Source organism: Effusibacillus sp. SKA8 (genome assembly GCF_058273125.1).
In genome coordinates this window covers 1-26,007 of sequence record NZ_JBZCSF010000019.1, presented here as the reverse complement: position 1 = coordinate 26,007, position 26,007 = coordinate 1, and the positions used below count along the sequence as shown (strand labels likewise).

The following is a 26,007-nucleotide window of genomic DNA, read 5'->3' as shown; positions in this document are numbered from 1 at the left end:
AACAAGAACAAAAGATCAAACAGGAGGAGTGAACCGAATGTCATTTGTACCGTCCACAACCCAGCCGCAAGAGATTGAAGCGTTGAGTTTTCGGATTATCGCGGAGGAACTGGGAGAGCATCCGTTTACCGAGGAACAGTTTCCGATTGTGCAGCGGGTGATCCACGCTTCTGCCGATTTTGAGCTGGGGCGGTCGCTTGTGTTTTCACCCGATGCCGTGCAGGCGGGGATTCGCGCGATCCGATCCGGCCGGCCCATTGTGGCGGACGTGCAGATGGTGGAATCCGGGATTTCCAAACCGCGTCTGGAGAAATTTGGAGGTGCGGTGCATTGCTTTATCTCAGACCCCGACGTGATCGAGGAAGCGAAGAGACTGAACACGACCCGGGCGATTGTCGCAACCCGCAAGGCGGCGAAACTTTATGAAGGCGCGATCTTTGCCATCGGCAACGCGCCGACCGCGCTGCTCGAACTGATTCGGTTGGTGGAAGCGGGAGAAGCGAAGCCCGGCCTGATCGTCGGCGTGCCGGTCGGATTCGTTTCCGCAGCGGAATCGAAGGAATTGCTCAGCAAACTGAAAGGGGTTCCGTTTATTACGAACATCGGCCGCAAGGGCGGGTCGCCGGTGGCGGTGTCGATTGTCAACGCGATTTCTTTGTTGGCGGTTCGGGAGTAGAGCCGTATGGCAAAAGAGGCAGAGAAGGGCAAACCGCTGCGGCACGGGTATACGACGGGAGCGTGTGCGACGGCCGCCGCCAAAGCCGCGACCCATGCGTTGTTGACGGGAGAAGCATGGAAATATGTGACAATTCGTATTCCGGCGGGGCAGGATGTCACATTCGAAGTGCACAATCTGGAATTTTCGCGGGATAGGGCCGCCTGTTCGGTGATCAAAGACGGGGGCGACGACCCGGACGCGACGCACGGCGCTCATATCTTCGCCACCGTTACTTACAGTGAACAGCCGGGTATCGAATTGGACGGCGGCACCGGAGTGGGCCGCGTCACCAAGCCCGGGCTCGCATTGCCGATCGGAGCGGCGGCGATCAACCCGGTGCCGCGGCAGATGATCCGCGAAGCGGTCGCGCAGGAGGCAGGCGGATTGTTGACGGACCGGGGGCTCAAAGTGGTGATCTCCGTCCCCGCTGGGGAAGAGATCGCAAAAAAAACGCTGAATGCCCGGCTCGGCATTCTCGGCGGCATCTCGATTCTCGGGACGACCGGGATCGTCAAGCCCTTTTCCTCGGCGGCCTATATCGCCAGCGTGATCCAGGCGATCGATGTGGCGGTGGCCAACGGGTGCGACCATGTGGTGCTTACGACCGGCGGGCGGAGCGAACGGGTTGCGCAGGAGGACCTGCCGGAACTGCCGGAGGAAGCTTTTGTCCAGATGGGCGATTTTGCCGGAATCGCCCTCAAACACTGTGCCAAGAAGGGCGTCAGGAAGGTTACGATGTCCGGGATGATCGGCAAATTCTCAAAATTGGCGGCCGGTCACATGAACCTGCACGCCAGGGGTTCGCAGGTCGACTTTGAATTCCTCGCCGGGGTGGCAAGCCAAGCGGGGGTTCCCGCAGAGCTGCTGGCCGAAATTCGCCGGGCCAACACGGCAAAACAGGTGGGGGACCTGTTGGAGGCGGCGGGATATCAAAAGTTTTTTGCGCTATTGTCGAGATTGATCAGCGAGGAATGCAAGAAACACGGCGGCGGCGTATTCGAAGTCGACACGATTTTGGCGGAGTTTGACGGGCGCATTCTCGGAAGGGGGGCAACGGATGAATCCAGTCCGAATTATTGGGATTGGCGATGACGGGGCGGCGGGTTTGCCGCAGACGCTGTTAAGACGGGTGGAGGAAGCGGATCTGCTGGTCGGAGGCGAAAGGCATCTCGGCTTTTTTCCGGAAGTGGGGGCCGACAAGCTGGCCGTCCAGGAAGGGCTGGCAAAAGCGGTGCAGATCATCGACGCCGCGCAAGCGGAAGGGAAAAAGGTTGTCGTCCTGGCGTCGGGAGATCCGAATTTCTACGGCATCGCGGGATATATCGGCAAGAAGCTCGGCAAGGAGCGGATCGAGATTCATCCCGGTCTGTCGTCGATTCAACTGGCGTTTGCCCGGTTGAAAGAGAGCTGGCATGACGCGTTTTTGGGCTCGGTTCACGGGAAGACGCGGGATCGCGTGGCGGACTGGGTCAGACAGCATGCGAAAGTGGCCCTGTTGACCGATCCGGAAAATTCTCCTTCCACCATCGCGAACGATTTGATCGCCGCCGGAATCTGCGGCGTCAAGGCGTTCGTCGGGGAGAACCTCGGCGGGGAAGACGAGCGGACCGGATTTTATACCCTGGAAGAGATGGCGGAGACGGCATTTTCGCCGCTGAATGTGGTGGTGCTGCTGCGTGACGAAGCTGTCGTTCCGGCGGAAACGGAGGTTGCGGCGACCGCGCGGCCGGCGTCTCCCGGGGACGGAGGCACTGTGATTGGAACTCGCGGGCAGACGGGTAGGGACCGTTTTTTTCCGATGGGGATTCCCGATCACCAGTTTCACCAGCGAAAGCCGAAACGCGGCTTGATTACAAAATCGGAAGTGCGGGCGGTGAGCCTCGCCAAGCTGCAGATCCGGCCCGCCGACATCATCTGGGATATCGGGGCGGCGACGGGGTCGGTCGGAATCGAAGCTTCGATGCTGGCTCCTTACGGGCACGCTTATTTGATCGAGAAAAACGAGGAGGATATGGAAATCCTTCGCGCCAACGTGGAGAAGTTCGGCCGGACGAACGTGACCATCCGCTGCGGCAAGGCGCCGGAAGGGCTGGAAGAGTGGCCGGACGCGGACGCGATTTTTATCGGCGGCACCTCCGGACAGATGCAGCCGCTGCTTGAGTTGTGCGCGCGCAAATTGAAACCCGGCGGGCGGATCGTGTTGAATGCCGCGACGATCGAGAATTTGAACGGAGCGCTGGAAGGGTTCAAGCGGCTTGGCATGCATGTGGAGATCACCCTGCTGCAAGTGGCGAGGAGCAAGCCGATTTTGAACTTGACGAGGTTTGAATCGTTTGATCCTGTTTACATCGTAAAAGCGGTGCGAATGGAAGACCGAGAGGAGACGGAAGAAGAATGAAGATCGGCAAATTGCATGCGATGGGCGTCGGCCCCGGAGATAAGGAATTGGTCACGTTGAAGGCCTTCCGTATCCTGTCAACCACGGATGTGATCGCGTACCCGCGAAAATTGAACGGGGACAGTTACGCGCTGGCGATCGTGGAAGAGTATCTGCCGGAAGGGGTGGAGCGGCTGGGCCTGCACTTCCCGATGACGCGCGATCAGGAATTGTTGAAAGCGAAGTGGGAAGCGATCGTGCAGGAAGTGTGGGAAAAGCTTGCAAACGGCAAAGACGTGGCGTTTGTGACGGAAGGCGACCCGTATCTCTACAGCACGGCGATCCACCTCACCCGATTGATGAAAGAGCGTCATCCGGAAGTCGAGATCGAAATCGTACCCGGCATCTCTTCGATCAACGGCGCCGCGGCGAGGGTGGATGTCCCACTGGCGGATGGAGACCAGAAGCTGGGCATCATTCCGGCCACCCAGGATCTGGATGCGATGCGGAAAGCGCTGGAAGAGCACGATACGGTCGTGTTTTTGAAAGTGGCAAAGGTGCTGAGCGAGATGATTGGCTTGCTGAAAGAAATGAACCTTGCCGACAAGGCGACGGTCGTCACCAAAGCCGGTTCGCCGGAGGAGGTCGTCTATCCCGACGTTGCCGCGCTGGAAGGGCAGGAGCTTGAATACCTCACGTTGATGATCGTGAAAAAAGGGGCGTGACGAGGTGGCAGGCAAGGTGTATTTCATCGGCGCCGGACCCGGCGATCCCGAACTGATCACGGTGAAAGGCAAACGGCTGATGGAAGAGGCGGATCTGATTTTGTACACCGATTCGCTGGTGAACGAAGAATTGGTTGCGAACCCGAAGCCGGGCGCCGTCGTCGAAAAAAGCGCCGGCCTCACCCTGGAAGAAATCGTGGCCCGCATGGTGCAAACAGCCGGGGCGGGAGGAACGGTGGCACGGGTGCATACCGGCGACCCGGCGGTGTATGGGGCCATCATGGAGCAAATTGTACACCTGAACGAAGCGGGAATCGAATGGGAGATCGTGCCCGGCGTGTCTTCCGTGTTTGCGGCGGCGGCGGTGCTGGGCGCGGAACTGACGATACCGGAATTGACGCAAACATTGATTTTGACCCGGGCCGAAGGGCGGACGCCGGTGCCTGCAGGGGAGAAATTGCAGGATCTGGCGAAGCACGGGGCGACGATCGCGCTTTTCCTGTCGGCCGCGCTGATGGAGAAAGTGGTGTCGGAACTGCGGGAGGCGGGATGGAGCGACGACACCCCGGTGGCGGTGGTGCAGAGAGCGACCTGGCCGGACCAGCTCGTGCTGCGCTCTACTTTGGGGGAGGTCGCGGGCGAAATGAAGCGCCTCGGCATCCGGTCCCACGCGATGGTTTTGGCCGGCTGGGCGCTCGATCCGAAGCTGCAGTACTCCCACGGGCACAAATCGAAACTGTACGACAAGACGTTTGCCCATCGGTATCGACGCGCCGCAAAAGAAGAGAATGCCACCGGGCCCGGGCGGCAGACTTCCGGGAAGAGCGCGGATGCGGACGAAACGCCGGCCGATGTTGACGCAGCGAAACCGGCAACCGGAGGTGGGGTGTAATGGGAATCGCAGACAATCCGAAACCGTATGCGATCGTCGGCATAACCAAGCACGGAGCGGAGCACGCCCGCCGGCTGGCGGCGGCAATGCCCGACGCGGATGTCTATTTGTCCGAGAAGTTTGTGCGGGAGGAAGACGGGGACGCGGTACGCGCTTTCCCGGCCAATGTCAAGTTGGTGCTGGAAGAGGCTTTTCACAAATATGACGGCTGGATTCTTCTGGTGTCGCTCGGGGCGGTTGTCCGCATGATCGCCCCGCTCCTGAAAGACAAAAAAGTCGATCCGGCGGTTGTTGTTGTCGACGACAGGGCGCAATTCGCCATTTCCGTGCTGTCGGGCCATCTTGGCGGCGCAAACGCGTTGACGGAGCGGGTTGCCGGGATTCTCAAAGCGACTCCGGTGGTAACGACCGCTTCGGATGTGTCGGGCACGATTGCGGTAGACCTGCTGGGACGGGAATTCGGCTGGGAGATTGACGACGATCGGCAGGTAACCCCCGCGTCGGCGGCGGTGGTGAACGAAGAACCGGTCGCCGTGATTCAGGAAACGGGTGAGACCGGTTGGTGGAAGCGGCAAACGCCGGTTCCGAAGCAGATTCAAGTCTGCGGGAGTTTGGAGGAAGCCCGCGCGATCCGGCCGCAGGGCTTCCATGCGGTGCTCTGGGTGACGGACCGGTTGTTGGCGGAACACGAACTTGCGATCGCCCCTTACCGGGTGATCTACCGTCCGAAATCGATCGTGCTGGGGCTTGGCTGCAATCGCGGCACTTCGATGGAAGAGATCGAGAACGTGGTATTCACCGTTTTGGAACGGCAGGGATTGTCGTGGAAAAGCGTAGCTTCTATCGCGACGATCACGCTGAAACAAGACGAACCGGGACTGCTCGCCCTCTCCGAAAAATACGGCTGGCCGCTGCTGGCTTATGAACCCGGGCAATTGAACAGCGTGGCGATCCCCAATCCTTCGGAAACGGTGTTCAAGTTCACCGGCGCATACGGTGTCAGCGAACCGGCAGCCCTGTTGGCGGCCTGCACCGACCGCCTTCTGCTGGAGAAGACTGCGAGCGGCAATGTGACAATCGCCTTGGCGCGGATCGATTTCCGGAAAAAAACGGGTGCGGACCTGCCGGCGGCGGAAGCGTCCCCGGCGAGCGGTAAATCGCCGTCGGGTAAGGAAGTATCCGCCGGAACCGAGGGGGTGACCGCATGAGCCGGATTCCGCGGCTGGTCATCGCCGGCACAGGTTCGGGCACGGGGAAAACCACGGTAAGCGTCGGGCTGATGGCCGCTTTTCAACGCAAAGGGTATACGGTTCAAGGCTACAAGGCAGGCCCCGATTACATCGACCCTTCCTACCATACCGCCGTGACCGGGAGACAATCCCGCAACCTGGATACATGGATGTTAACCCGCGACGCGATGCGCGAATGCTTCCTGCGGGGAGCCGCCGGCGCGGATCTGGCGATTGTCGAGGGGGTTATGGGGCTTTACGACGGGAAAAACCCGCTTGGCGATCAGGGCAGTACCGCGGAAATCGCGAAACTGCTCGAATCCCCCGTCGTGCTTGTCATCAATGCGCATTCCATGGCCCGTTCAGCGGCGGCTGTCGTTCTTGGATTTCAAAAATTGGACCCTGCCGTGCGGATCTCCGGCGTGATCGCGAACAAAGTCGGTTCGAAAGGGCATTTTGCGATCGTGAAAGCGGCCATTGAGCAGGAATGCGGCGTCCCCTGCCTCGGATATCTCGAACGGGACGAGGCATTGACGATGCCGGAGCGCCATCTCGGCTTGGTCCCGGCTGTGGAGCGCGGGGAGTTAAAAGGCCTGTTTGAGCTTTTGGCGGACAAAGTGAGTTCCGCAATCGATCTCGACCGGCTGCTGCAGATCGCGGAGGCGGCTCCCGACGTGCTCCCGCCGGAAACCTCCGTTTTTCCCGCAAAGAAAGCCGATTTGCGCGTGCGGATTGGAGTGGCGCGGGACTCCGCTTTCAACTTTTACTATCCGGAAAACTTGGAACTGCTGGAGGCTTATGGGGCGGAGTTGGTGTTTTTTTCTCCCCTGCACGACGATCGGCTCCCGTCCGGCGTTGACGGCCTCTATCTCGGCGGGGGATTTCCGGAAGAGTTTGCGGCGGAGTTATCCGCCAAGAAGGCGCTGTTCGATGAGATTCGTCGCGCACATCAGGCGGGAATGCCGATCTATGCCGAGTGCGGCGGGCTGATGTTTCTGTGCCGCAGTTTAACGGACCGGCAGGGATTTGAATTCCCGATGGCGGGTTTGGTTCCTGCCGGAGTCCGGATGCAACGCCGGTTGGCGGCTTTGGGGTACCGGGAGGCGACGGCCGCGACCGATCACCTCTTGCTGGCAAGAGGGGAAAGCGCAAGGGGCCACGAGTTCCATTACTCCGTGTTGACACCTGACGAAGACGATTATCCGTGGGCATGGCGATTGTCCGGGCGTAAAGGAGAGACCCCGGAAGGGTATGCCAACGGGAACCTTTTGGCCAGCTACACCCATCTGCATTTCGGGTCCAATCCGGATATGGTGCGCTCTCTGATTAAGCGGTGCGAAAGATACAAAGAATCCAGGCACAAAAATTGAGAGAACAAGGGAGGGGATGCAAGTGAGTGAAGCGGTGTTGCTGATCGGGCACGGCAGTCGCGACGAGGAAGGAAACCGGCAGTTCGAAGCGTTTGTGGAACGGGTGCGCGGTCAAAAACCGGACACCCGCATTGAATTCGCCTATTTGGAGTTGGCCCGTCCGACCATTGACGAGACGATTGACCGGCTGGCGGCGGAAGGAGCGACGCGCATCACGGCTGTCCCCGTTATTTTGCTGGCTGCCGGGCATGTGAAAGTGGAGATTCCCCATATCCTGGACGAGGCCCGCGAGCGGCATCCGCAATTGCGGATTCGGTACGGCAGACATCTGGGGTTGCATGAGGAGATCATGCGGATTCTGGAGGAACGGCTGAAACAGGCGGAAGGGAAAACCGCGGACCGCCAGGATACGGCCATCCTTCTGGTCGGTCGCGGCTCAAGCGACCCCGACGCCAACGGAGACTTGTACAAATTGGCGCGGATCTTGTGGGAGCGAACCGGAGTGGCGGGCATCGAAACCTGCTTTATCGGGGTGACGTTTCCCGATTTTCCAACAGGCGTCCGGCGGGCGGCCAAAATGGGGATGTCGCGGGTGGTCGTGCTGCCGTATTTTCTGTTCACCGGCGTTCTCATCAAACGGATGGAATCGATGCTCAGGGAACTCGCGCGGGAATTTCCGGCCGTTTCCTTCGTTATGGCCGATTATTTCGGATACCATGTCAAGCTGGTCGGCATTGTGGCGGACCGGATTGACGAAGTCGCGGCCGGCGGGGCGACGATGAACTGCGATCTGTGCAAATACAGACTGCAAGCGGTTCACCATCACCATGATCATCACCGCCATGATCACCAGCATGACCATGGCCCTTATCATCAACATCACGGTCACAGCCATGGCGTTCACGGTGATTCGCAGAACCGTAACGAGGATGGAAGCGATGCGGTCGTCAGGCCAAAGAACCGATAGCACAGGGAGGAGAGAAACCGGATGGGAAAAATTTTTGTGGTCGGCTTTGGACCCGGCGCCTACGAGCAGATGACGGAGCGGGCCAGATACGCGATCGGGCACAGCGAGATCGTAATCGGATACAAGACCTATGTCGACATTGTGAGCGGGTTGCTTACCGACAAGCAGATTGTGCGGACGGGCATGACGGAAGAAGTCTCCCGGGCACAGGAAGCGGTCAAGCAAGCGAAGTCGGGCCGCACGGTCGCGGTGATTTCGTCCGGCGAATCGGGAATTTACGGGATGGCCGGACTCGTGTACGAAGTTTTGATCGAACAGGGGTGGAAGCCGGGCGACGATCCGGAGGTCGAGGTGGTGCCCGGGGTTCCGGCGCTTGCCTCCTGCGCCTCTTTGCTGGGGGCTCCTTTGATGCATGATTTTGTGGCGATTTCGCTGTCCGACCATTTAACCCCGTGGGAGATGATTGCCAAACGGGTGGAAGCGGCCGGCATGGGCGATTTCGTCGTGGTGCTGTACAATCCGAAAAGCGGCAGACGCACCCGCCAGATCGTGGAGACGCAAAAGATTCTGCTCAAGTACCGTTCGCCGGAAACGCCGGTCGGATTGGTCAAGAGCGCGTACCGGGAAGCGCAACAGGTGACGGTCACAACGCTTAAAGACATGCTGAATCATGAAATCGGCATGTTGACGACGGTGATCATTGGAAATTCCTCAACGTTTACCCATCACGATTTGATCGTGACCCCCCGGGGCTACCAGCGGAAATACACGCTTTCGCGAGAAGGCGGCAGGACGGAGGAGCAGCCGCGGAGCTTGCTGCCGAGCCCCTGGTCGCTGGACGCCGCCGTTCCGGTTGGCAGCGGGGTGAAAAACGAATCGTTTCGGAGCAATCCGGCGGTTCCTGCATACCCGGATACCGTTCCCGTCCTGGAGGTTGCAGTTTCGCCCGGCGTGGCCAACAAAGACTTCACTCCCGCCCAACTCGCCGGCATGGCTGAACTGGTGGGGGAGGACGGGAGTCTCGCTTACACGCCGAGTCACGAGATGGTGTTGAAGATTCCGGGCGGCGATCCGGAAACGGTCAGCCGGCGTTTGCGCGAGATGGGTCTTCTGATTTCCCCGGTCGGCTTGCGAGCGCAGATCGTGGCTTGCGATTTTTGCGACGGCGAAAAAACGGAGGCGATTCCGTACGCGGAAGAACTGCACCAGCTTCTGCACGGCGTCGAGACGCCGCATGAGTTGAAAATCGGCTTTAACGGATGCGCGATGGCCTGCTATGGAGCGGTGATGGAGGATATCGGCGTCGTCTACCGCAGGGGTTTTTTTGAGCTGTATCTGGGCGGCAAACGCGGCGGCTGCGCACCGCACGCGGGCCAAAAAGCGGCGGAAGGGATTCCGCCGGAAGAACTGGCGGCAAATGTGCAGCGGATCGTCGACGAGTATCGGGCCAGCGCCCATCCGAAGGAACGATTCCACCGGTTTTTGAAACGGCAGGGTGAGGTCGCGGGCTTCCGCTGGGACGATACGGTTTCCGGCAAGAGTGTGGAACCTGTCTGCGGGGACTGACGGGGGGATGCTCGGGAAGCGGGAGGAGGGAGAGAAATGGCAAAAGGAAAAGTGTATTTGACGGGGGCGGGTCCCGGCGATCCCAAGTTGATTACGGTCAAAGGTCTTGAAAGCATTCAACGGGCCGACGTCATCGTCTACGACCGGCTTGTGTCGCCGGCGTTGCTGGAGTATGCTCCCGCAAAGGCGGAACGGATCTTCGCGGGAAAGTTTCCGGACAAGCATACCCTTCGCCAGGAAGAGATCAACAAGCTGCTTGTCGGCAAGGCGTTACAGGGGAAAATTGTGACCCGCCTGAAAGGCGGCGACCCCTTCGTGTTCGGCCGCGGCGGTGAAGAAGCGGCGGTTCTCGCGGAACACGGAATCGAATACGAGATCATACCGGGCGTCACTTCCGCGGTCGCCGTTCCCGCTTATGCGGGAATTCCGGTAACCTGCAGGGGGATTGCATCGTCTTTTGCCGTTATCACCGGCTGCGAGAATCCGGAAAAAAACGTTTCCTCCATCGACTGGAAGCGGTATGCGGCGAGCGACGAGACACTGGTCGTCCTGATGGGAATCGGCAATTTGGCGATGATTGCGGAGAACTTGCTGCGGCACGGCAAACCGGCCGCCACCCCCGTCGCTCTCATCCGCTGGGGAACCTACAGCGACAAGCAGGAGACATTGACAGGCACGTTGACAGATATTTCCGGGAAGGCGGCAGCGGCCGGGTTTCAAAATCCCGCCGTCATTGTCATCGGCGAAGTGGTGCGTTTGCGTGAAAAATTGGCGTGGTTCGAACAGATTGCCCGTTTTGGTGCATAACTGAGGGGATTAACGACAAATCCCCTTGCAGTTATTTTTCCAGCAGCTTGCCGAAAGGCTTGAACAGGATTTCCACCGCCTGACTCGGCCCCGGCATATCCGGAAAAAAGACGAGCAAAACGGCGAGCACCCACGCGATTGCGGTCAATGCGGCAAAAGCGACTTTCTCTCTTCGCTGGTTCGGGTTGATTTTCGGCCATTCGTAGAAGATGATCAGAGCTACGAGTAAGGTGATGCCCAGTACGGCTCCCCATTTCACTTTTTCTTCACCTCTTTTTCCGGCAGGGTTGGCGGTTAAGTGGTCAAACCGGGCCTGCGTATGTAAGTTCTGACATCGACCGACACTTCGATCCGGGGAAAGATTTCATCCCAGCGGTCTTTCGCGCTTTTCCACTGTTCCGGATATTTGCGGTGAAAGGCATCCGAGAAGTTGAAGACATCGGCCCCCATCTCTTTTTGCACCCGGTCCAGCGCCAAGTTTACATAGTCCTGAACCCGTTGTGCCAGTTGTTTTTCCAATCCTTTCACCACTTCCGGATCGGCCAATTTCAGATTGGTCGCGTTTTGCACCACATCGTCCTCCGTTACCACTTTTACCTTCATTTTCCATTTTCCGTTTTCAATTTGCGGAATCAGTTGCGTATTGGCCCGAAGCATATTCGCTGACACAAAACCTTTCGCCTGCCCGGGAGAGATTGTAATGGTGGCCGTTTTGATCTCGTTTCGCAGCCATTGGATTCCCCGTGTCGTACTGTCGTCAACCTGGCCGACCAGTTTCCCTTTCTTCAGGACGGCGGTTCCGTTAATGTAGGCAAGGGTTCGTTTGGGATCTTCGCCCGGTCGCTGCGGCAGTATTTCGATCCGGGGAATGGCTGCCGCTTCCGTCTCGCTCTTTAGCATTTCCTGCAATTCTTTCAACGTTACGCTCAAGAGAAGACGGGATCTCGCCATTTCCCGGAGCGCTTCCGCCGAACTGCGCTCGACAAACGGGTTCAGTTCCAAAACATCCGACGCTTTGCCTTTGCTGACGAACATATACGCATGCTCACGGGGCTGCGGATGGCGCGACAGGAACTCGATTTCGTCGCGAATGCCTTTTTCGGCCAGTTCTTCGCCAATAATAAAGATCTTTGTGTGTCCCCAGAATAGACGGCGGGGTATCTTTTTCTGAAGGTTCGTCAGCGCATCTGCCATTGTAATTCCGCTTGCCGATCGCGTTACGGTTTTTGGGGCGTTGCCGCCGCTTCCTCCTCCCCCGCCCATCGCTTGTCCGCCCGAAATGGTTTCCGGCACAATGAGCTGCACCGATAGCTTGACCTGTTGGTCCTTTCCTTGATCAATGGCTGCCCCTAGAATTAACGCCATATCATTCAGTTCGATCCGGTCCCAGCAGCCGGACAGGAACGGAGTCCATGCGCAAAGGGACAGGATGCCAACCACTTTTGCCAGCTTGCGTGCCCAAGTGCCGTTCAACCGTTTTCCTCCCTTCTCGGCGCACAAAGATGCCTTAGCGTTGTGATGGGATGTTCCCCTTGTCGTTTTCGCACTTCCCTTTTCGGATCATAGCAAGCAGCAACAGCAGCGCGGGGATCACCATGAACACCAGCGTTGCGTAAAAAGGCAGTATCGTGCCGAGAAAATGGGCCAGTTCAGGCAGGTTGGGAATGGACCAGAAAGCGAACGCCGTCAAAAGCAGTCCGAGCGGAAAGACCGTCGACCGGTAGTCCGACAGATTGATCCATTGCGCCAGACCGAGCGCAAGCGCATAATAGAAGACCGTGACTTTGACAAAAACGCCCGTCACCCAAATCGCCATCACAAACGACTCCAGGTGTTCGAGAAAGTCGGCGATGCTGACGTATCGAGCGGCGATCAGGACCGGATAAACAAAATTTTTGGAGTTTTCTCCAAGCAGGAAAAGGATGACCAGATTGACGGTTGTTAAAGTGACCAGCACGGCTGCTACCGACAGCATCCCCCACTTTAGCCCTTTTTCACGATCGGACAAGCAGGGAAACAGGAACGAGGCGAGCAAAAATTCGCTGAACCAGGCTTGCGGTGTGATGGCTCCCAGCAGAGAGGGCACGACTCCGTTCTCCAGCACGGGCAGCATTTTGTTCACCTTCAATTCGGGAGTAAGCATTAGAATCATTACCAAAAGGGGAAAGACAAAAAGCGGAAAGAACACTTCGGCGGCTCTTCCCAGCACCTCTACCCCTCCGCGCACCGCGACGGCGCAGACCGATACAAGGGACCCGATCAGAACGATCGGCGGGGTTTTGTTGAGAAAAGCAATGGCAACAAAGTCGGCATACTCCCTGAGGATGATGCCGGACGTGTGCAGCAAAAAGAACAAATAGACAAATCCGAGCACCTTTCCCGGAATCACGCCGAGAATTTGTTCGCCGTACTGAATGATCGTTTGTCCCGGATATCGTTGGTGCAGTTTGTGTACAACATACATGACCAGAAAGCCAACGGTGGAAGCCCAAACCGGCGACAGCCACAAGTCGCGCCCCGCGTATTTGCCCGAAATGCTCGGCACGATCAGGATTGCGGTTCCTAAGATTGTCGGATACATCATGACTCCCATCTGAAATGCGGAGATTCTGCCTTTTTCGATCATCGGTCGCCACCTCTTCCCCTACTGTTCGTCCTCTCTGGCGGGACCCGGTTTCTGACCGGGAGATTGTCTGTATTTGTTGGATTCCCCAGTTAAGTGCAGCCTAGTGTTCATCAACCACCAGGGAGCCCGAATGGTCGTGTCTTTCATTTCGCTTATTTTTAACGGGGCCAGCGGTGTCAGGTATGGAACCCCGAAGGAACGCAAACTGCAAAAGTGTACGACGACCAAGATGATGAGAAGCATGATGCCGAGCAAACCCAACGTCCCCGCCAGCAGAATGGACGGAAAGCGCAACAGCCTCAGCGCGATTCCGGCGGTATAACGGGGAATCATAAAAGAAGCGATGCCCGTAATGGCCACCACCATGACCATCGGTGCCGATACAATGCCAGCCGCCACTGCGGCTTGACCAATCACCAAGGCTCCCACAATGCTGACGGCAGAACCCACCTGCTTGGGCAGTCTGACACCCGCTTCCCGCAGCGCCTCGAATGTCACCTCCATGATCAGCGCTTCCACGAGCGCGGGAAACGGTACCCCTTCCCGGGAAGCGGATATGGTGACCAGCAGGGGAGTGGGCACCATCTCCTGATGGAATGTAAGAATCGCGACGTAAAGCGAAGGGAGCAGAAGTGAGAGACCTACGAAAAGATAGCGCATTAAACGGATGGCAGAACCGATAAGGGACCGCTGGTAATAGTCCTCCGGCGCCTGCAACAGGGAAAAAAAGGTAATCGGCGCGATCAGGGAAACAGGCGATCCGTCCACCAGAATGACCACCCGCCCTTCCAGCAGGCCGGCGGCGGCCACGTCGGGCCGTTCTGTGTTCAGAAGCTGGGGGAACGGGGAATAAGGGTTGTCCTCGATCAATTCTTCGATGTACCCGCTTTCCAAGACGCCGTCGATGTCGATTCGCTTGAGCCGGTTAGTGACTTCTTCGATCAGGGTTTTGTCGGCGATTTCCTCCATATAAGCGATGACGACTGTGGTTTGCGTCTGCCGGCCGACGGTGAGCGATTGCATCTTCAGACCGGGACTCCTGATTTTCCGCCGCAGCAAGGATGTGTTGACCGCCAACGATTCGGTAAATCCTTCCCGCGGACCCCGGACGACCGATTCGGCAACCGGTTCCTCGATTGACCGCTGCTTCCACTTCGGCAGTCCGAAGGAAATCCCGCGCTGTTCCCCATCAATCAGGATGACCGGGTTTCCCTGGGAGATTTGGTCGACCGCATCCGCCAACGTCTGTACCGGTGTGACTTTCGAAACGGACGTCGTTTTTTCAAAGAGCAGATTCGGGTCGGTCGATTCCGCCGCTTCCCGCATAAGAGGAGAAAGCACGTTCTTGTCGATTTCCGCGATGTCGGACAGGCCGTCGATATATATTAGAAACGCCCTGGTCCGCCCTCCGATCAGAAAAGGGCGGAAGACCACATCGTAACAGTTTGTGTAGACGGCGCGAAGATCTTTGATATTCCGGTTGATGTCCGCGGAAAGAGGCGTCTGTCGATCAGGCAGTTGTTGTTCCGTCGGTTGCGGTTTAATCGGGTGTCTTTGCCGCCTGAGCAACTTTCGAATCAACTGTGCCCCCCCCTTTCCCCATTTGCGGAATGTCCGAAAATTGGAAGTTTGATGTTTATTCTTCTCCATCTGGAAATTTTTATGACGGTTTGCCGAGCGTCCTTTTCGGGACCGGCTTTTTGTTTCTAAGGGGTTGAATTTGGTGCGGTCATACTCGTCCTGCCATATGGCATATCTTCAGACAGGGCGATAAAATTTTGAGGAGTCGATCGCGGTGGTGGGAGATTGGCTGCAAGTAAGCGAGATTGTGCTGGTAAATCTTGTGCTTTCTGGCGACAACGCCTTGCTGATTGCGATGACGACGTCGGGACTGCCGCGTCGCCAGAGGCGTCTGGCAATGCTCTTCGGCATCCTGGGCGCTTTAATCATCCGGGTGGCGTTAACCGGCCTGGCTGCCGAAGTCATGGCCGTTCCTTATGTGCGTGCGTTTGGTGCCCTGCTGTTGGGGATGATTGCCTTGAAGATGGTTGTGGACGAAGAGGATCAGGCGACTGTGTCAGGAGGTTTCAAGGCAGGCGGTCTGCTCCCGGCCGCAGGTACGATTCTGCTGGCGGACTTGACGATGAGCGTCGACAATGTGGCGGCGATCGCCGGCATGGCGCAAGGAAATCTGCTGCTGCTTGCAACCGGCCTGATGATCAGCATGGCGTTTATGTTGCTGGCAAGTGCGGGAATCTGTACGGTTTTGGAGCGGTTCCCGCAGTTGATGGTGATCGGCTCGGCGATTCTCGCCTGGACGGCGGGACGAATTCTCGCCGAGGATGCGGGGTTGTCCCGACTGGCCGGAAGATATGTCTGGGGCGCTCTGGCCGTGGCAGGTGTGACCCTGTTGGTCGCCGCGCTCCACAAAAGCCGGCGGGCGGGGTAGATTTGCAAGAATCATTTCAAAATGATATCATTTTAGTATCAAACCACAGAGGTGATTTTTCTATGAACGAAAGAAAAGCTCCGGCGATCAACGGATTTGTTGGAGTCCTTGCCGTAACGCTGCTGTTGGGATTGGGCGTTTACAATATCTTCGGCGGGGAACTGGTTGGCATTATCGCCATTCTTCTTGCGGTGCTGGCTGCCACCGGGATTTTTGTGGTGCAGCCGAATCAGGCGGTCGCTCTGACCTTCTTTGGACGCTACCTTGGCAATGTGCGGGAAAGCGGCCTCTGGTGGTCGGTTCCTCTCGCGTGGCGCCGGACTGTGTCCTTACGAGTGCGCAATTTTAACAGTGCGAAGCTGAAAGTCAACGATGTGGAAGGCAACCCGATCGAAATCGCCGCCGTGGTGGTGTTTAAAGTGGTGGATTCGGCGCAGGCGCTGTTTCAGGTCGACAACTATGAACAATTTGTGGAGATTCAGAGCGAAACGGCGTTGCGCCATATTGCAAGCCAATATCCGTACGATCTGTTTGAACAGGAGGGTTATTCGCTTCGCGGGAACACAGAAGAAGTTGCGGCGGAACTGAAAAGCGATCTGCAACATCGGCTGTCTGTTGCCGGGGTGGAAGTGATGGAAGCCCGGCTCACCCACCTGGCTTACGCAACCGAAATTGCGGGGGCAATGCTGCAGCGTCAGCAGGCATCCGCCATTCTGGCCGCCCGCCGAAAAATAGTGGAGGGAGCGGTCGGCATGGTGCAGATGGCGATCGACAAACTGCAGCAGGAGGGTGTTGTCGAACTTGATGAAGAACGGAAAGCGACGATGATCAACAACCTGATGGTGGCGATTGTCTCGGAACGTTCCTCGCAGCCTGTGATCAATACGGGAACCATCTATTAAGCGGTTGGTTCCCATGGCGAAGAAGAAACAGTTTCCCCTCCGGATCGATGCCGCGCTATACGAAGCGCTGGAGCGCTGGGCGGCCGACGAATTTCGAAGCGTGAATTCCCATATCGAATACCTGTTGCGGGACGCCGCCCGGCGGGCGGGACGTTTGCAACCCGGGAGAAGCGGCGGCAAAGACAGGGATGAACGGACAGACGATTGCGTAGATGTGTAGTTTTGACAGATGGAGGTGATTCCGTGAAAAGCGCCGACATGCGCCGAATTGTCGTGATGGGAGCGGGAGCGATCGGAAAATTGGTGACGGCCGGCTTGCTTCGGGCGGGCTGTGCAGTCCGGTTGCTTGCGCACCGTCCGGAACAGGCCCGGAGCCTGCGGGACAACGGGTTGGTTCTGATCCGCCCGGACGGCGAAAAAATTGTTTTGCCGGTCGCGGTCACAACCGATATGCCCGCAGACAGCGTCGACCTCGTGATCCTTGCAGTCAAAAGTTTCGATACGGAACAAGCCGCCCGGCAGATCGCCCGAATGCCGGGAACTCCCGCCGTTCTGTCGCTGCAAAACGGCCTTGGAAACGGCGAGACGCTCGCTTCCGTACTCGGGGTGGAGCGGGTATTGCTGGGGCTTGCCACTTACGGAGCGACTTCCCTGTCCGATCATGAAGTCGCTGCAAGGGGCGAAGGGGAATTCGTCCTGGGCGGGCATGGCGGGAACCACCCGGCGGCGGGCAAGCTGTCGGCCCTTTTTGCGGAGGCGGGCTGGAAAGTGCGGATCGGGGAGGATATGCGGAAAGAAGTGTGGAAAAAAGCGCTTGTCAACATCGGGATCAATCCGGTGACCGCGATTTACCGGGTGACAAACGGCGAAGTGCTGGAGCGGCCGGAGTTGCGGAAGACGGCGGTTGCGGCGGTAAAAGAGGCGGGACGCGTGGCGCAAGCGCTCGGGGTTCTTGACGAAGCGGAGGCGGCGGAAGGAGTCGGCCGGATGCTGCAGGTATGTGAACAGACGGCCGCCAATCGTTCCTCCATGCTGCAGGATGTGGAAAAGGGCCGGCGCACGGAAATTGATTCTTTAAACGGAGCCGTGGTACGTTTGGGACAGGAACTGTCGGTGGAAACACCGGTCAACCGGGAACTGGCACGCCGGGTTGCGAATATTGGCGGGTGTTTGTGAGGAGGCGACTTGATCATGGACCATGCAAGTCGACGAGTGGATGGTGTTGTGCGAAAAGAGAGGAAACTGACCGCGAAGTTTTGCGTTGCCTACTGTAATCGAGCTTACTTTACTTCCGTTTCCAAAACCGATACGATAGTTTTTGGAAATCACTTTCGGGGAGGCGATCCAATTGCCGTCGTTGTTTGATCCTTTCGAACTCAAAGGCCTGCAGGTTAGAAACCGGATCATGATGTCCCCGATGTGCCAATACCAGGCAAACGGGGACGGGAGCGTGGCGGATTGGCATTACGTTCATTACGGTTCGCGGGCTGTAGGCGGAGTCGGTCTGGTGATGGTGGAAGCGTCCGGGGTGGAAAGCCGGGGGCGCATTACGTCGCGGGACATCGGCATTTTTTCCGATGGCCATATCCCGGGGCTGAAGCGGATCGTCGATTTTTGCCATACATACGGTGCAAAGGTGGCCATTCAGTTGGCGCATGCCGGGCGCAAGTCGGAAGTGGCGGAAGAACCGAATGTCGCGCCGAGCGCGATCGCATTTTCGGAAAAATATCGCGTGCCGAAGGAATTGACGGTCGAGGAGATTCAACAGATTGTCGAAGCCTTCGGACAGGCGGCTCGGCGGGCGGTGGAAGCCGGCTTTGACGCGGTCGAGATTCACGGGGCGCACGGCTATCTGATCAACGAATTTTTGTCGCCGATCACGAACAAACGGACGGATGAATACGGGGGCAGCCAGGCCAACCGCTTGCGTTTCGCTCTGGAAGTGATCCGGCGGGTGAAACGGGAACTTCCCGCTGGCATGCCATTATTGATGAGAGTCTCAGCATACGAGTACTCGCCGGAAGGTTATACGGTCGATGACATGGCCGGGATGGTCAGGCAATTCAAGGAAGCGGGCGTTGACATGATGGATGTTTCGTCGGGCGGCAACGTTCCGGTCGCGCCGAAGCAGTATCCCGGCTATCAACTGGCGTTTGCGGAACGGATTCGGAAAGAGGTGGAGATCCCTGTGATCGCCGTCGGGCGGATGGAAAGCCCGCAATTGGCAGAACAGGCGGTGCAAAGCGGGCGGGCCGATCTGGTGGCGGTCGGGCGCGGACTGCTGCGCGACCCGCACTGGGCCAAGACAGCGGCTCTGACGCTCGGGGCGGAAATGGAACTGCCCGGCGTCTATCGAATGGGATACTAAGAGCATCCCACCAAAGTGAAGATCGCCTTAAAACAAGTGAAGTTGAAACCGGCGTTTGCCTTTTGCAGGCTGCGCCGGTTTTTTGTTTCCCACACGCTGTTTCCCCCGCTTTCCCCCACCGAACGAAAACAGGACAATAGACCTATTGCGGCTGTGGATAACCTGTGGATCAATAGGTCTTTATTCCTTAAATTCCCCGTTGGAACAACTTTTTCAAAAAATTTCCCCTGTGGATAGCAGGAATCTGTTTCTAGGCAACGAATTTGTAGATACAGAAAGTGGAGGGAAGTGGTGGAAAGTGGTGGATATTCCCTCGAGGTGGTGACGCAGGGTGTTCATGGGTGAATATCAGCATAGCGTCGATGAAAAAGGGCGCCTGATCATTCCTGCCAAGTTTCGGGAAGAATTGGGGTCCGGCTTCGTCGTTACCCGTGGCCTTGACAACTGCCTGTTCGTATATCCCCGCAAGGAGTGGGAGACGCTAGAAGCGAAATTGAAAAGTCTTCCATTAACCAGCGCCGATGCCCGCGCGTTTGTCCGCTTTTTCTTTTCCGGGGCGGGCGAATGCGAACTGGACAAGCAGGGGCGAATCGTCATCCCGGGACCACTTCGGGAGTATGCGAAACTGGTTCGAGACTGCGTCGTCATCGGCGTCTCCAACCGGGTCGAGATCTGGGCGAAAGAAACTTGGGAATCGTACAGCCGGAATGCGGCCGATTCATTCGCCTCTATCGCGGAAAAGCTCACCGATCTCAACTTCTGATTCCGGCGCGTTATGGTGGGGTGTCGTATGCCTGATTTTCATCATGTGTCCGTATTTGCCGAAGAAGCGGTTGCGGGATTGGTGCCACGGGCCGGCGGTGTCTATGTCGATTGCACCCTTGGCGGAGCGGGACACAGTAAACGGATTTTGGAACGCACGTCTCCGAACGGAAAGTTGATCGCGATCGACCAAGACATGCGGGCGATTGAGAACGCGCAAAAGGTGCTGGCCGGTTTCGAAGGGCGGTATCGACTGGTGCATGCAAACTTCCGCCACTTGACTCAGATAGTCGAACAATACGCGCCGGGTGGCGTTGACGGGGTCCTGTTCGATCTCGGTGTAAGCTCGCCGCAGTTGGACGAAAAAGAGCGCGGATTCAGCTATATGCAGGACGCCCCGCTCGACATGCGGATGGACACGACCCAATCGTTCAGCGCGTATGATCTTGTCAATACGTGGAGCGAGAAAGCGATCGCCGACGCGATTTTTCAATACGGCGAGGAGCGTTGGGGCAAACGGATCGCCGAGTTCATCGTCAAAGCGAGAAAAAAAGGGCCGATTCGAACCACGGGAGAGCTGGTGGACATTATCAAGGCCGCCATCCCGGCGGCGGCCCGGCGGGAAGGTCCGCACCCCGCGAAACGCACGTTCCAGGCGTTTCGGATCGCGGTCAACGATGAATTGAAAGTGTTTGAAGAAGCGTTTCGCGGCGCTATCGATTGTTTAAAGCCAGGCGGCAGGATAGCGGTGATCACCTTTCATTCGCTGGAGGACCGTATCGCGAAGATCGTTCTGCAAGAAGCGGCGAGAGGCTGCCTCTGCCCGCCCGAGCTGCCGGTCTGCCAATGCAACAATCAACCGAAGGTGAAGATTCTGACGCGGAAACCGATTTTGCCTTCGCGGGAAGAATTGGAGCAAAACCCGCGGGCGCGGTCCGCCAAGTTGAGGATCGCGGAGCGAATATAAGGCACGTCCATAAAAGAATGCGTACATAACGGAATTGGAGAGGAGTTACATCATGCTGGCAGCAAGACCCTTACACACCACGACTGCGACAGCGAAGGCTTGGAAAAAGCAGGCTGAAATCTCCCGCCCGGGCGTGCAACAAGCGGCGAGAGAGAAGACGAGCTGGGAACGTTTGAAATGGATCGCGACCATCCTGTTTTGTACGGGAATCCTGAGCGGGATTATCTGGCAATTCTCCGAAATCGCGCGGAAGAACATCGAAGTGGAACGGATGAAACAGCAGGTTGAAGAGCAACTGGAAAAAAACCAAAAACTGAATGACCGTGTCAACGAATTGTCTTCTCCCGCGCGTATCATTGCGAAAGCGCGCGAGATGGGGATGGTGTCGACAACCTCGGGTGCTGTTGCCAAGGCGGGCAAGGAGTGATCGCGGATGGCCGATCACACAGTCAGAGTCCGATCCGGATGGCTGCGGCTTTTTCTGTTGATAGGCATGGCGGTTCTGGTTGTAAGGCTTGGCTACATCCAACTGTTCAAAAGCGAAGCCTGGGCCAAGGCGGCGGAAAAAATCTGGCGGGAAAGCGACACGATCCAGGCCGTTCGCGGCACGATCTACGACCGCAACGGGAAAAAGCTGGCCTATACAACAGTCGCCTACAATGTGGACGCTGACCTCAACATCATCAAAGCGGCCCAAAAAGCATGGGAAGACCCGAAAAACAAGAATCCGCAGGAACTTGACCCGGGACGTGGCGATCCGCAAATTTACGCGCAGAAGTTGGCCCCTCTGCTGCAAATGCCGGAAGCGGAGATTTATCGGAAACTGACGCCGGATCCAAAGGAAAACCGGGTCGGGGTTCCGCTGAAACAAACGATCGACGCGGATACGGCGGAAAAAATCCAAAAGCTCGGGTTGAAGGGCGTCTTTTTGACAAAAACGACCACCCGCCATTACCCGAACGGTTCGCTTGCCGCCCATCTCCTGGGATTTGTCACCAAGGACGAAAAAGGAGCGCTTAAGGGCGCGGCCGGAATCGAGTTGCAGTATGACGACGTGCTTCGCGGCGAAAACGGCTCGCGCAGATATCTGCGGGATGTCCGCGGCAATCCCCTGCCCTACGAGAAAGCGGAAGAAAAACCAGCGGTCGACGGCAAGGACGTATGGCTGACGATCGATGAGACGATCCAGCATTACGCGGAAGACGCGCTGGATAATCTGGTCAAAAAATACAACCCGGAAAACGCCTCGATCGTGGTCGTCGACCCGAACACCGGGGAGATCCTGGCGCTGGCGAACCGGCCGACTTTCAATCCCAACAAGTTTTACGAATCGGAACAAAAGGTGCTTGACAACAATCGGGCGGTGAACGCCGCGTTTGAGCCGGGATCGACTTTTAAAATCGTGACCCTGACGGCGGCGTTGAACGAACGCAAGGTCAATCTGAACGAATATTTCGCTTCCGGCAGCATTGCCGTACAGGGCATTTCCATCCACGACTGGAACTATACCGGATGGGGAAGCATCACGTTCCGGCAGGGAGTGGAACATTCCAGCAACGTCGGTATGGTGATTCTCGGCCAACGGCTCGGCAAGAAAACGCTGTATGATTACATTTACAAATTCGGGTTCAACCAAAAAACGGGCGTCGATCTCCCCGGGGAAGGAGAGTCGGTGCTGTTCAACCCGGACAAGATGAGTGACTTGGACTTGGCGACCACTTCCTTCGGGCAAGGGATATCCGTGACGCCGATGCAGCAGGTGGCAGCCGTCTCGGCGGTGGCGAACGGCGGCAAGGTGATGCGGCCGTTTGTCATGAAGGAAATCCGCGATCCGAAAGCGGAGGCGACGATTCAAGAACAGAAGCCGCACGTTATCAGTGAAGTCGCGACGCCGGAAGTGATGGCGACGGTGCGGGATGTGATGGAAGGGGTCGTCAAGAACGACACGACGAAAGCGGGTTACATCGAGGGATACCGGATCGCCGGAAAAACCGGTACGGCCCAGATCGCCAAGGCGACGGGCGGATATGAAAGCAACCGCTATATCTGTTCGTTTATCGGATTCGCGCCGGCCGACAAACCCAAGATTCTTGTGTATGTCACCGTCGACTCGCCGAATAACGATCTGCAATTCGGCAACATTGTGGCCACACCGTTTGCCAGACAGGTATTCGCGAACGTGCTGCCCCACATCGGCCTGAAGGCGGAAGACGGCAAGGTGGTGGAAACCGGAACCAACAATCTTTTCAAATACGCGATCGTCCCCAATTGGTCGGGCATGGACCGCAATCAGGCGCTGCAGGCAGCATCCGCCAACCGGTTGCGGTTGCAAGTCATCGGCGGCGGAGACAAAGTTTCCGCACAGTGGCCCAAGCCTGGCAGTAAGGTGCCGGGAGGCACTTCCGCCATCGTGATCACTGGCAACAGCAAAGACGCGCAGGGCAACGTCCAGGTCCCCGATTTAACCGGGAAAACCTTGGGAGAAGCGGTTGAGATTCTGTCGATGCTCGACCTCGGTGTCGATCAACCGGGGGTGGGGCTTGTGGTCGGCCAGGAACCAAAAGGCGGGTCGTTCGTACCGGCGGGAACGAAGATCAAACTGAATTTCGGCGGCAATTAATTGCGGCAGCTCTCTTCGCGTTGCAAAGCGGACGGCCTGGAATCTTCCAGCCGTCCGCTTTCCGATTCTAGCCCAAGCATGACAAGCGTATGATGGGTAGTGAATTTGTGGCGACGGGAGGAGGCTCTACTGTGCGCACTGGCAACGGGATTCTTCGGAAGCGGCTGGTGGTCATACTTTTCGGGCTGGGCGCGGTCTTGCTCGCGTTAATTGGCCGTCTGGCGTATATTCAGTTGATTCAGGCTCCGTGGTTGACGGAAAAAGCGGAAGATCTCTGGCGGCGAAACATTCCGGTTGAACCCAAAAGGGGGACGATCATGGACCGCAACGGGGAGGTGCTCGCTTATAACGGAAGCGCCCCGACGGTCGTTGCGATTCCCGCCCAGATTAAAGACAAGCAGGGAACGGCCGAAAAACTGGCCAAAGTGCTGGACGTGAAAGCGGAAGATCTGTTTGCAAGGATCAGCAAGCGCACCCTTCTGGTCTATGTGATGCCGGGCGGGCGGAAGATCGACGAACAAAAGGCGAAAGAAGTCCGGGCCTTGAAGCTTCCGGGGATATACATCACGGAAGAGGGAAAGCGTTATTATCCGTTTGCATCGCTGTCCGCTCATATTCTCGGATTTTCGGGTATTGACAACCAGGGGCTGACGGGGCTCGAACAATGGTATGACGAGCGGCTGAGGGGAAAACCCGGCAGCATTTCGTTTTTTGCCAACGCCAGAGGCGAACCGATGCCAAATGAGAACGATTCGTACACCCCTCCGCAAAACGGGCAGCATCTGAAGCTGACAATCGACAAAGAAATCTCCACATTCGTACGGCGGGAGATCGAAAATGTGGTGGTGAAGTACAATCCGGACGGGGTGATGGCGATCGTAGCCGACCCCAAAACGGGAGAAATCCTGGCGATGGAGAATTACCCGACGTTCAAGCCGGAAAATTACAAGGAATATCCGCAGGAAGTCTACAACCGCAATCTGGCGATCTGGAAAACGTTTGAACCGGGATCGACTTTCAAGATCGTGACGTTGGCGGCCGCTTTGGAGGAAAAGAAGGTCAATTTGCAAGACAGGTTTTTCGATCCCGGCTATTATGAGGTGGCCGGCCGGAGAATCCGCTGCTGGAAAGCGGGCGGCCACGGCTCGGAGACGTTTCTCGAGGTGGTGGAGAACTCCTGCAACCCCGGGTTTATGCTGATGGGGCAGCGGCTTGGCAAGGAGAAATTGTTCGAATACATTTTCAAGTTCGGATTTGGGCAGAAAACCGGCATCGACATACCGGGGGAAGGAAAAGGCATCATGTTTAAATTAAACAGAGTCGGCCCTTTGGAATTGGCGACCACTTCCTTCGGACAGGGTGTTTCCGTGACGCCGATCCAGCAGGTGATGGGCGTGTCCGCAATCGCGAACGGCGGCCTTCTGATGGAGCCGCATGTCGCCAAAGAGTGGATCGACCCGGAAACCGGGAAGGTGATCGAGACCGTCCAACCGAAGGTGAAGCACCGGGTGGTCTCGGAACAGACGGCGAAGACGGTCCGCGAGACGCTGGAAAGCGTGGTGGCGCAGGGAACCGGTAAGAACGCATTCCGCGAAGGATACCGCATCGCCGGAAAGACGGGGACGGCGCAGGTTGCCGCTCCGGGGGGCGGTTACAAGCAGGGACATTATATTGTGTCGTTTGTCGGGATGGCGCCGGCGGACGATCCGCAACTGGTAGCGTATGTTGCCGTGGACAATCCGAAAGGGAGTTTGATCTTCGGGGGTACCATTGCCGCGCCGGTGGTCGGAAACATTCTGGCGGATTCGCTCCATTATCTGAACGTACCGGCAAGGAAAAACGGCATCGCCCGCGAATATCAATATGGGGACATCCGCCCGGTGGAGGTTCCGCAATTGGCCGGCCTTCCGGTTGAAGAAGCCCAGAAGGTTATGATCCAGAGCAGCTCCAGTCTGCGCGTTGAAACGGTCGGGGAAGGAAAACACATTGTGGCGCAAGCGCCGGCGGCGGGAACGAAAGTTCCCCCGGGTTCCACCGTCAGAATCTTTCTGAGCGACCAGCCTGTTCCTTGACAGGTGCGTTTCTACTCGTTACAGTTTATTTGAACTAATACAATCATGGTATGAGACAAAAATATCGTCATACGAAAACAACCGTATCGCTCATCAACTATCATTTCGTGTTCTGTCCGCGATATCGGCGGAAAGTTCTCGTTGGTCAAGTGGAATCGCGGTTCAAAGAACTGGTAAGCGAGATTTGCGTCCAAAACGATTGGCTGATTCTCGCAATGGAAGTCATGCCAGACCATGTTCATTTGTTTCTCAATTGTCTCCCCGCGAATTCGCCTTCCGGAATGATGGCGACGATCAATGGGATCACATCAAAGCGGTTGCGGGACGAATTCCCGCATCTAAGACACCTTCCCAGTTTATGGACACGTTCCTTCTTTGTGAGTACGGCAGGAAATGTATCCAGTGATACAATCCGCCGGTACGTCGAAGCTCAGAAAAAGCGCGGGTGAACGATATGCACAAAGCCTATTCCTTCCGTCTCCATCCGACAAAAGAACAGGAACAGCACATCCGGCGCACCATCGGGTGCTGCCGGTTTGTGTACAACCATTTTCTTGCTCGCCGGAAGGAAGCCTATGAGCGGGACGGTG

At 57.2% G+C, this 26,007-nt stretch carries 26 protein-coding genes; 22 read left to right on the top strand and 4 right to left on the bottom strand.

The genetic code is table 11. The annotated features are described in order from the left end of the window. Positions 1–37: 37 nt before the first annotated feature. Genes AC4ED1_RS13640 through cobA form a run of 10 tightly spaced genes read left to right on the top strand, consistent with a single transcriptional unit; the run spans position 38 to position 10,651 of the window. A complete protein-coding gene (locus tag AC4ED1_RS13640; RefSeq protein ID WP_490939514.1) occupies positions 38–676 on the top strand; it encodes a precorrin-8X methylmutase in 639 nt (212 codons plus the stop codon). Positions 677–682: 6 nt separating this feature from the next. Next, positions 683–1,810, top strand: coding sequence for a cobalt-precorrin-5B (C(1))-methyltransferase (locus tag AC4ED1_RS13635; RefSeq protein ID WP_490939512.1), 1,128 nt, complete (start codon positions 683–685; stop codon positions 1,808–1,810). Beyond that, positions 1,776–3,116, top strand: coding sequence for a precorrin-6y C5,15-methyltransferase (decarboxylating) subunit CbiE (gene cbiE, locus AC4ED1_RS13630; RefSeq protein ID WP_490939510.1), 1,341 nt, complete (start codon positions 1,776–1,778; stop codon positions 3,114–3,116). The genes AC4ED1_RS13635 and cbiE overlap by 35 nt, the downstream gene beginning before the upstream one ends. Further along, positions 3,113–3,820: a precorrin-2 C(20)-methyltransferase gene (cobI, locus tag AC4ED1_RS13625; protein ID WP_490939508.1), complete on the top strand. Its 708-nt coding sequence runs from the start codon at positions 3,113–3,115 to the stop codon at positions 3,818–3,820. The genes cbiE and cobI overlap by 4 nt, the downstream gene beginning before the upstream one ends. Positions 3,821–3,824: 4 nt before the next feature. Further along, complete coding sequence (gene cobM / locus AC4ED1_RS13620) at positions 3,825–4,712, top strand: precorrin-4 C(11)-methyltransferase (protein ID WP_490939506.1); 888 nt, start codon at positions 3,825–3,827, stop codon at positions 4,710–4,712. Further along, positions 4,712–5,920, top strand: a complete 1,209-nt coding sequence (locus AC4ED1_RS13615) for a cobalt-precorrin 5A hydrolase (protein ID WP_490939504.1) — start codon at positions 4,712–4,714, stop codon at positions 5,918–5,920. The genes cobM and AC4ED1_RS13615 overlap by 1 nt, the downstream gene beginning before the upstream one ends. Continuing rightward, the gene (locus tag AC4ED1_RS13610) at positions 5,917–7,311 is read left to right on the top strand and encodes a cobyrinic acid a,c-diamide synthase CobB (RefSeq protein ID WP_490939502.1); all 1,395 of its coding nucleotides are present in this window, start codon (positions 5,917–5,919) and stop codon (positions 7,309–7,311) included. Before AC4ED1_RS13615 ends, AC4ED1_RS13610 begins: the two co-directional genes overlap by 4 nt. A 22-nt stretch (positions 7,312–7,333) precedes the next feature. Further along, on the top strand, positions 7,334–8,278 hold the full coding sequence (locus AC4ED1_RS13605) for a sirohydrochlorin chelatase (protein ID WP_490939500.1): 945 nt from the start codon (positions 7,334–7,336) through the stop codon (positions 8,276–8,278). A gap of 21 nt (positions 8,279–8,299) precedes the next feature. Continuing rightward, the gene (gene cobJ, locus AC4ED1_RS13600; RefSeq protein ID WP_490939498.1) at positions 8,300–9,844 is read left to right on the top strand and encodes a precorrin-3B C(17)-methyltransferase; all 1,545 of its coding nucleotides are present in this window, start codon (positions 8,300–8,302) and stop codon (positions 9,842–9,844) included. 36 nt (positions 9,845–9,880) lie between these two features. After that, on the top strand, positions 9,881–10,651 hold the full coding sequence (cobA, locus tag AC4ED1_RS13595) for a uroporphyrinogen-III C-methyltransferase (protein ID WP_490939497.1): 771 nt from the start codon (positions 9,881–9,883) through the stop codon (positions 10,649–10,651). Positions 10,652–10,682: 31 nt separating this feature from the next. Here cobA and AC4ED1_RS13590 read toward each other — a convergent pair whose 3' ends face one another. The 4 genes from AC4ED1_RS13590 to AC4ED1_RS13575 are packed head-to-tail and all read right to left on the bottom strand — an operon-like array spanning position 10,683 to position 14,927. Continuing rightward, positions 10,683–10,910: a hypothetical protein gene (locus AC4ED1_RS13590; RefSeq protein ID WP_490939495.1), complete on the bottom strand. Its 228-nt coding sequence runs from the start codon at positions 10,908–10,910 to the stop codon at positions 10,683–10,685. 35 nt (positions 10,911–10,945) lie between these two features. Further along, on the bottom strand, positions 10,946–12,124 hold the full coding sequence (locus AC4ED1_RS13585; RefSeq protein WP_490939493.1) for a Ger(x)C family spore germination protein: 1,179 nt from the start codon (positions 12,122–12,124) through the stop codon (positions 10,946–10,948). A 34-nt stretch (positions 12,125–12,158) separates the two neighbouring features. Continuing rightward, positions 12,159–13,277 carry a GerAB/ArcD/ProY family transporter gene (locus tag AC4ED1_RS13580; RefSeq protein WP_490939491.1) on the bottom strand — a complete coding sequence of 373 codons (1,119 nt, stop codon included), beginning with the start codon at positions 13,275–13,277 and terminating at the stop codon, positions 12,159–12,161. Positions 13,278–13,295: 18 nt separating this feature from the next. After that, complete coding sequence (locus AC4ED1_RS13575) at positions 13,296–14,927, bottom strand: spore germination protein (RefSeq protein WP_490939489.1); 1,632 nt, start codon at positions 14,925–14,927, stop codon at positions 13,296–13,298. 145 nt (positions 14,928–15,072) lie between these two features. Here AC4ED1_RS13575 and AC4ED1_RS13570 point away from each other — a divergent pair, with 145 nt between their 5' ends. The 12 genes from AC4ED1_RS13570 to AC4ED1_RS13515 form a co-directional block, all read left to right on the top strand. After that, positions 15,073–15,726, top strand: coding sequence for a YjbE family putative metal transport protein (locus AC4ED1_RS13570; RefSeq protein ID WP_490939487.1), 654 nt, complete (start codon positions 15,073–15,075; stop codon positions 15,724–15,726). A gap of 62 nt (positions 15,727–15,788) precedes the next feature. Beyond that, entirely contained in the window at positions 15,789–16,628 is an 840-nt protein-coding gene (locus tag AC4ED1_RS13565) for an SPFH domain-containing protein (RefSeq protein ID WP_490939485.1), read from the top strand. 13 nt (positions 16,629–16,641) lie between these two features. Then, a complete protein-coding gene (locus tag AC4ED1_RS13560) occupies positions 16,642–16,848 on the top strand; it encodes a type II toxin-antitoxin system antitoxin (protein WP_490939483.1) in 207 nt (68 codons plus the stop codon). A gap of 23 nt (positions 16,849–16,871) precedes the next feature. Continuing rightward, positions 16,872–17,804, top strand: coding sequence for a ketopantoate reductase family protein (locus tag AC4ED1_RS13555; RefSeq protein WP_490939481.1), 933 nt, complete (start codon positions 16,872–16,874; stop codon positions 17,802–17,804). A gap of 172 nt (positions 17,805–17,976) precedes the next feature. After that, positions 17,977–18,996, top strand: coding sequence for an NADPH dehydrogenase NamA (gene namA, locus AC4ED1_RS13550; protein ID WP_490939479.1), 1,020 nt, complete (start codon positions 17,977–17,979; stop codon positions 18,994–18,996). 331 nt (positions 18,997–19,327) lie between these two features. Then, positions 19,328–19,759: a division/cell wall cluster transcriptional repressor MraZ gene (gene mraZ / locus AC4ED1_RS13545; RefSeq protein WP_490939477.1), complete on the top strand. Its 432-nt coding sequence runs from the start codon at positions 19,328–19,330 to the stop codon at positions 19,757–19,759. A 27-nt stretch (positions 19,760–19,786) separates the two neighbouring features. Then, the gene (gene rsmH / locus AC4ED1_RS13540) at positions 19,787–20,725 is read left to right on the top strand and encodes a 16S rRNA (cytosine(1402)-N(4))-methyltransferase RsmH (RefSeq protein ID WP_490939475.1); all 939 of its coding nucleotides are present in this window, start codon (positions 19,787–19,789) and stop codon (positions 20,723–20,725) included. Positions 20,726–20,777: 52 nt separating this feature from the next. Further along, positions 20,778–21,152 carry a septum formation initiator family protein gene (locus AC4ED1_RS13535; RefSeq protein ID WP_490939473.1) on the top strand — a complete coding sequence of 125 codons (375 nt, stop codon included), beginning with the start codon at positions 20,778–20,780 and terminating at the stop codon, positions 21,150–21,152. Between the two features lie 6 nt (positions 21,153–21,158). Continuing rightward, positions 21,159–23,345 (top strand): penicillin-binding transpeptidase domain-containing protein, encoded by a 2,187-nt coding sequence (locus AC4ED1_RS13530; protein ID WP_490939471.1) that lies wholly within the window; start codon positions 21,159–21,161, stop codon positions 23,343–23,345. A 131-nt stretch (positions 23,346–23,476) separates the two neighbouring features. Continuing rightward, positions 23,477–25,417: a stage V sporulation protein D gene (locus AC4ED1_RS13525; protein ID WP_490939469.1), complete on the top strand. Its 1,941-nt coding sequence runs from the start codon at positions 23,477–23,479 to the stop codon at positions 25,415–25,417. A gap of 50 nt (positions 25,418–25,467) precedes the next feature. Then, the gene (tnpA, locus tag AC4ED1_RS13520) at positions 25,468–25,866 is read left to right on the top strand and encodes an IS200/IS605 family transposase (protein WP_490939467.1); all 399 of its coding nucleotides are present in this window, start codon (positions 25,468–25,470) and stop codon (positions 25,864–25,866) included. Between the two features lie 5 nt (positions 25,867–25,871). Beyond that, on the top strand, positions 25,872–26,007 hold a 136-nt coding region (locus AC4ED1_RS13515), incomplete at its 3' end, for a helix-turn-helix domain-containing protein (protein WP_490939546.1).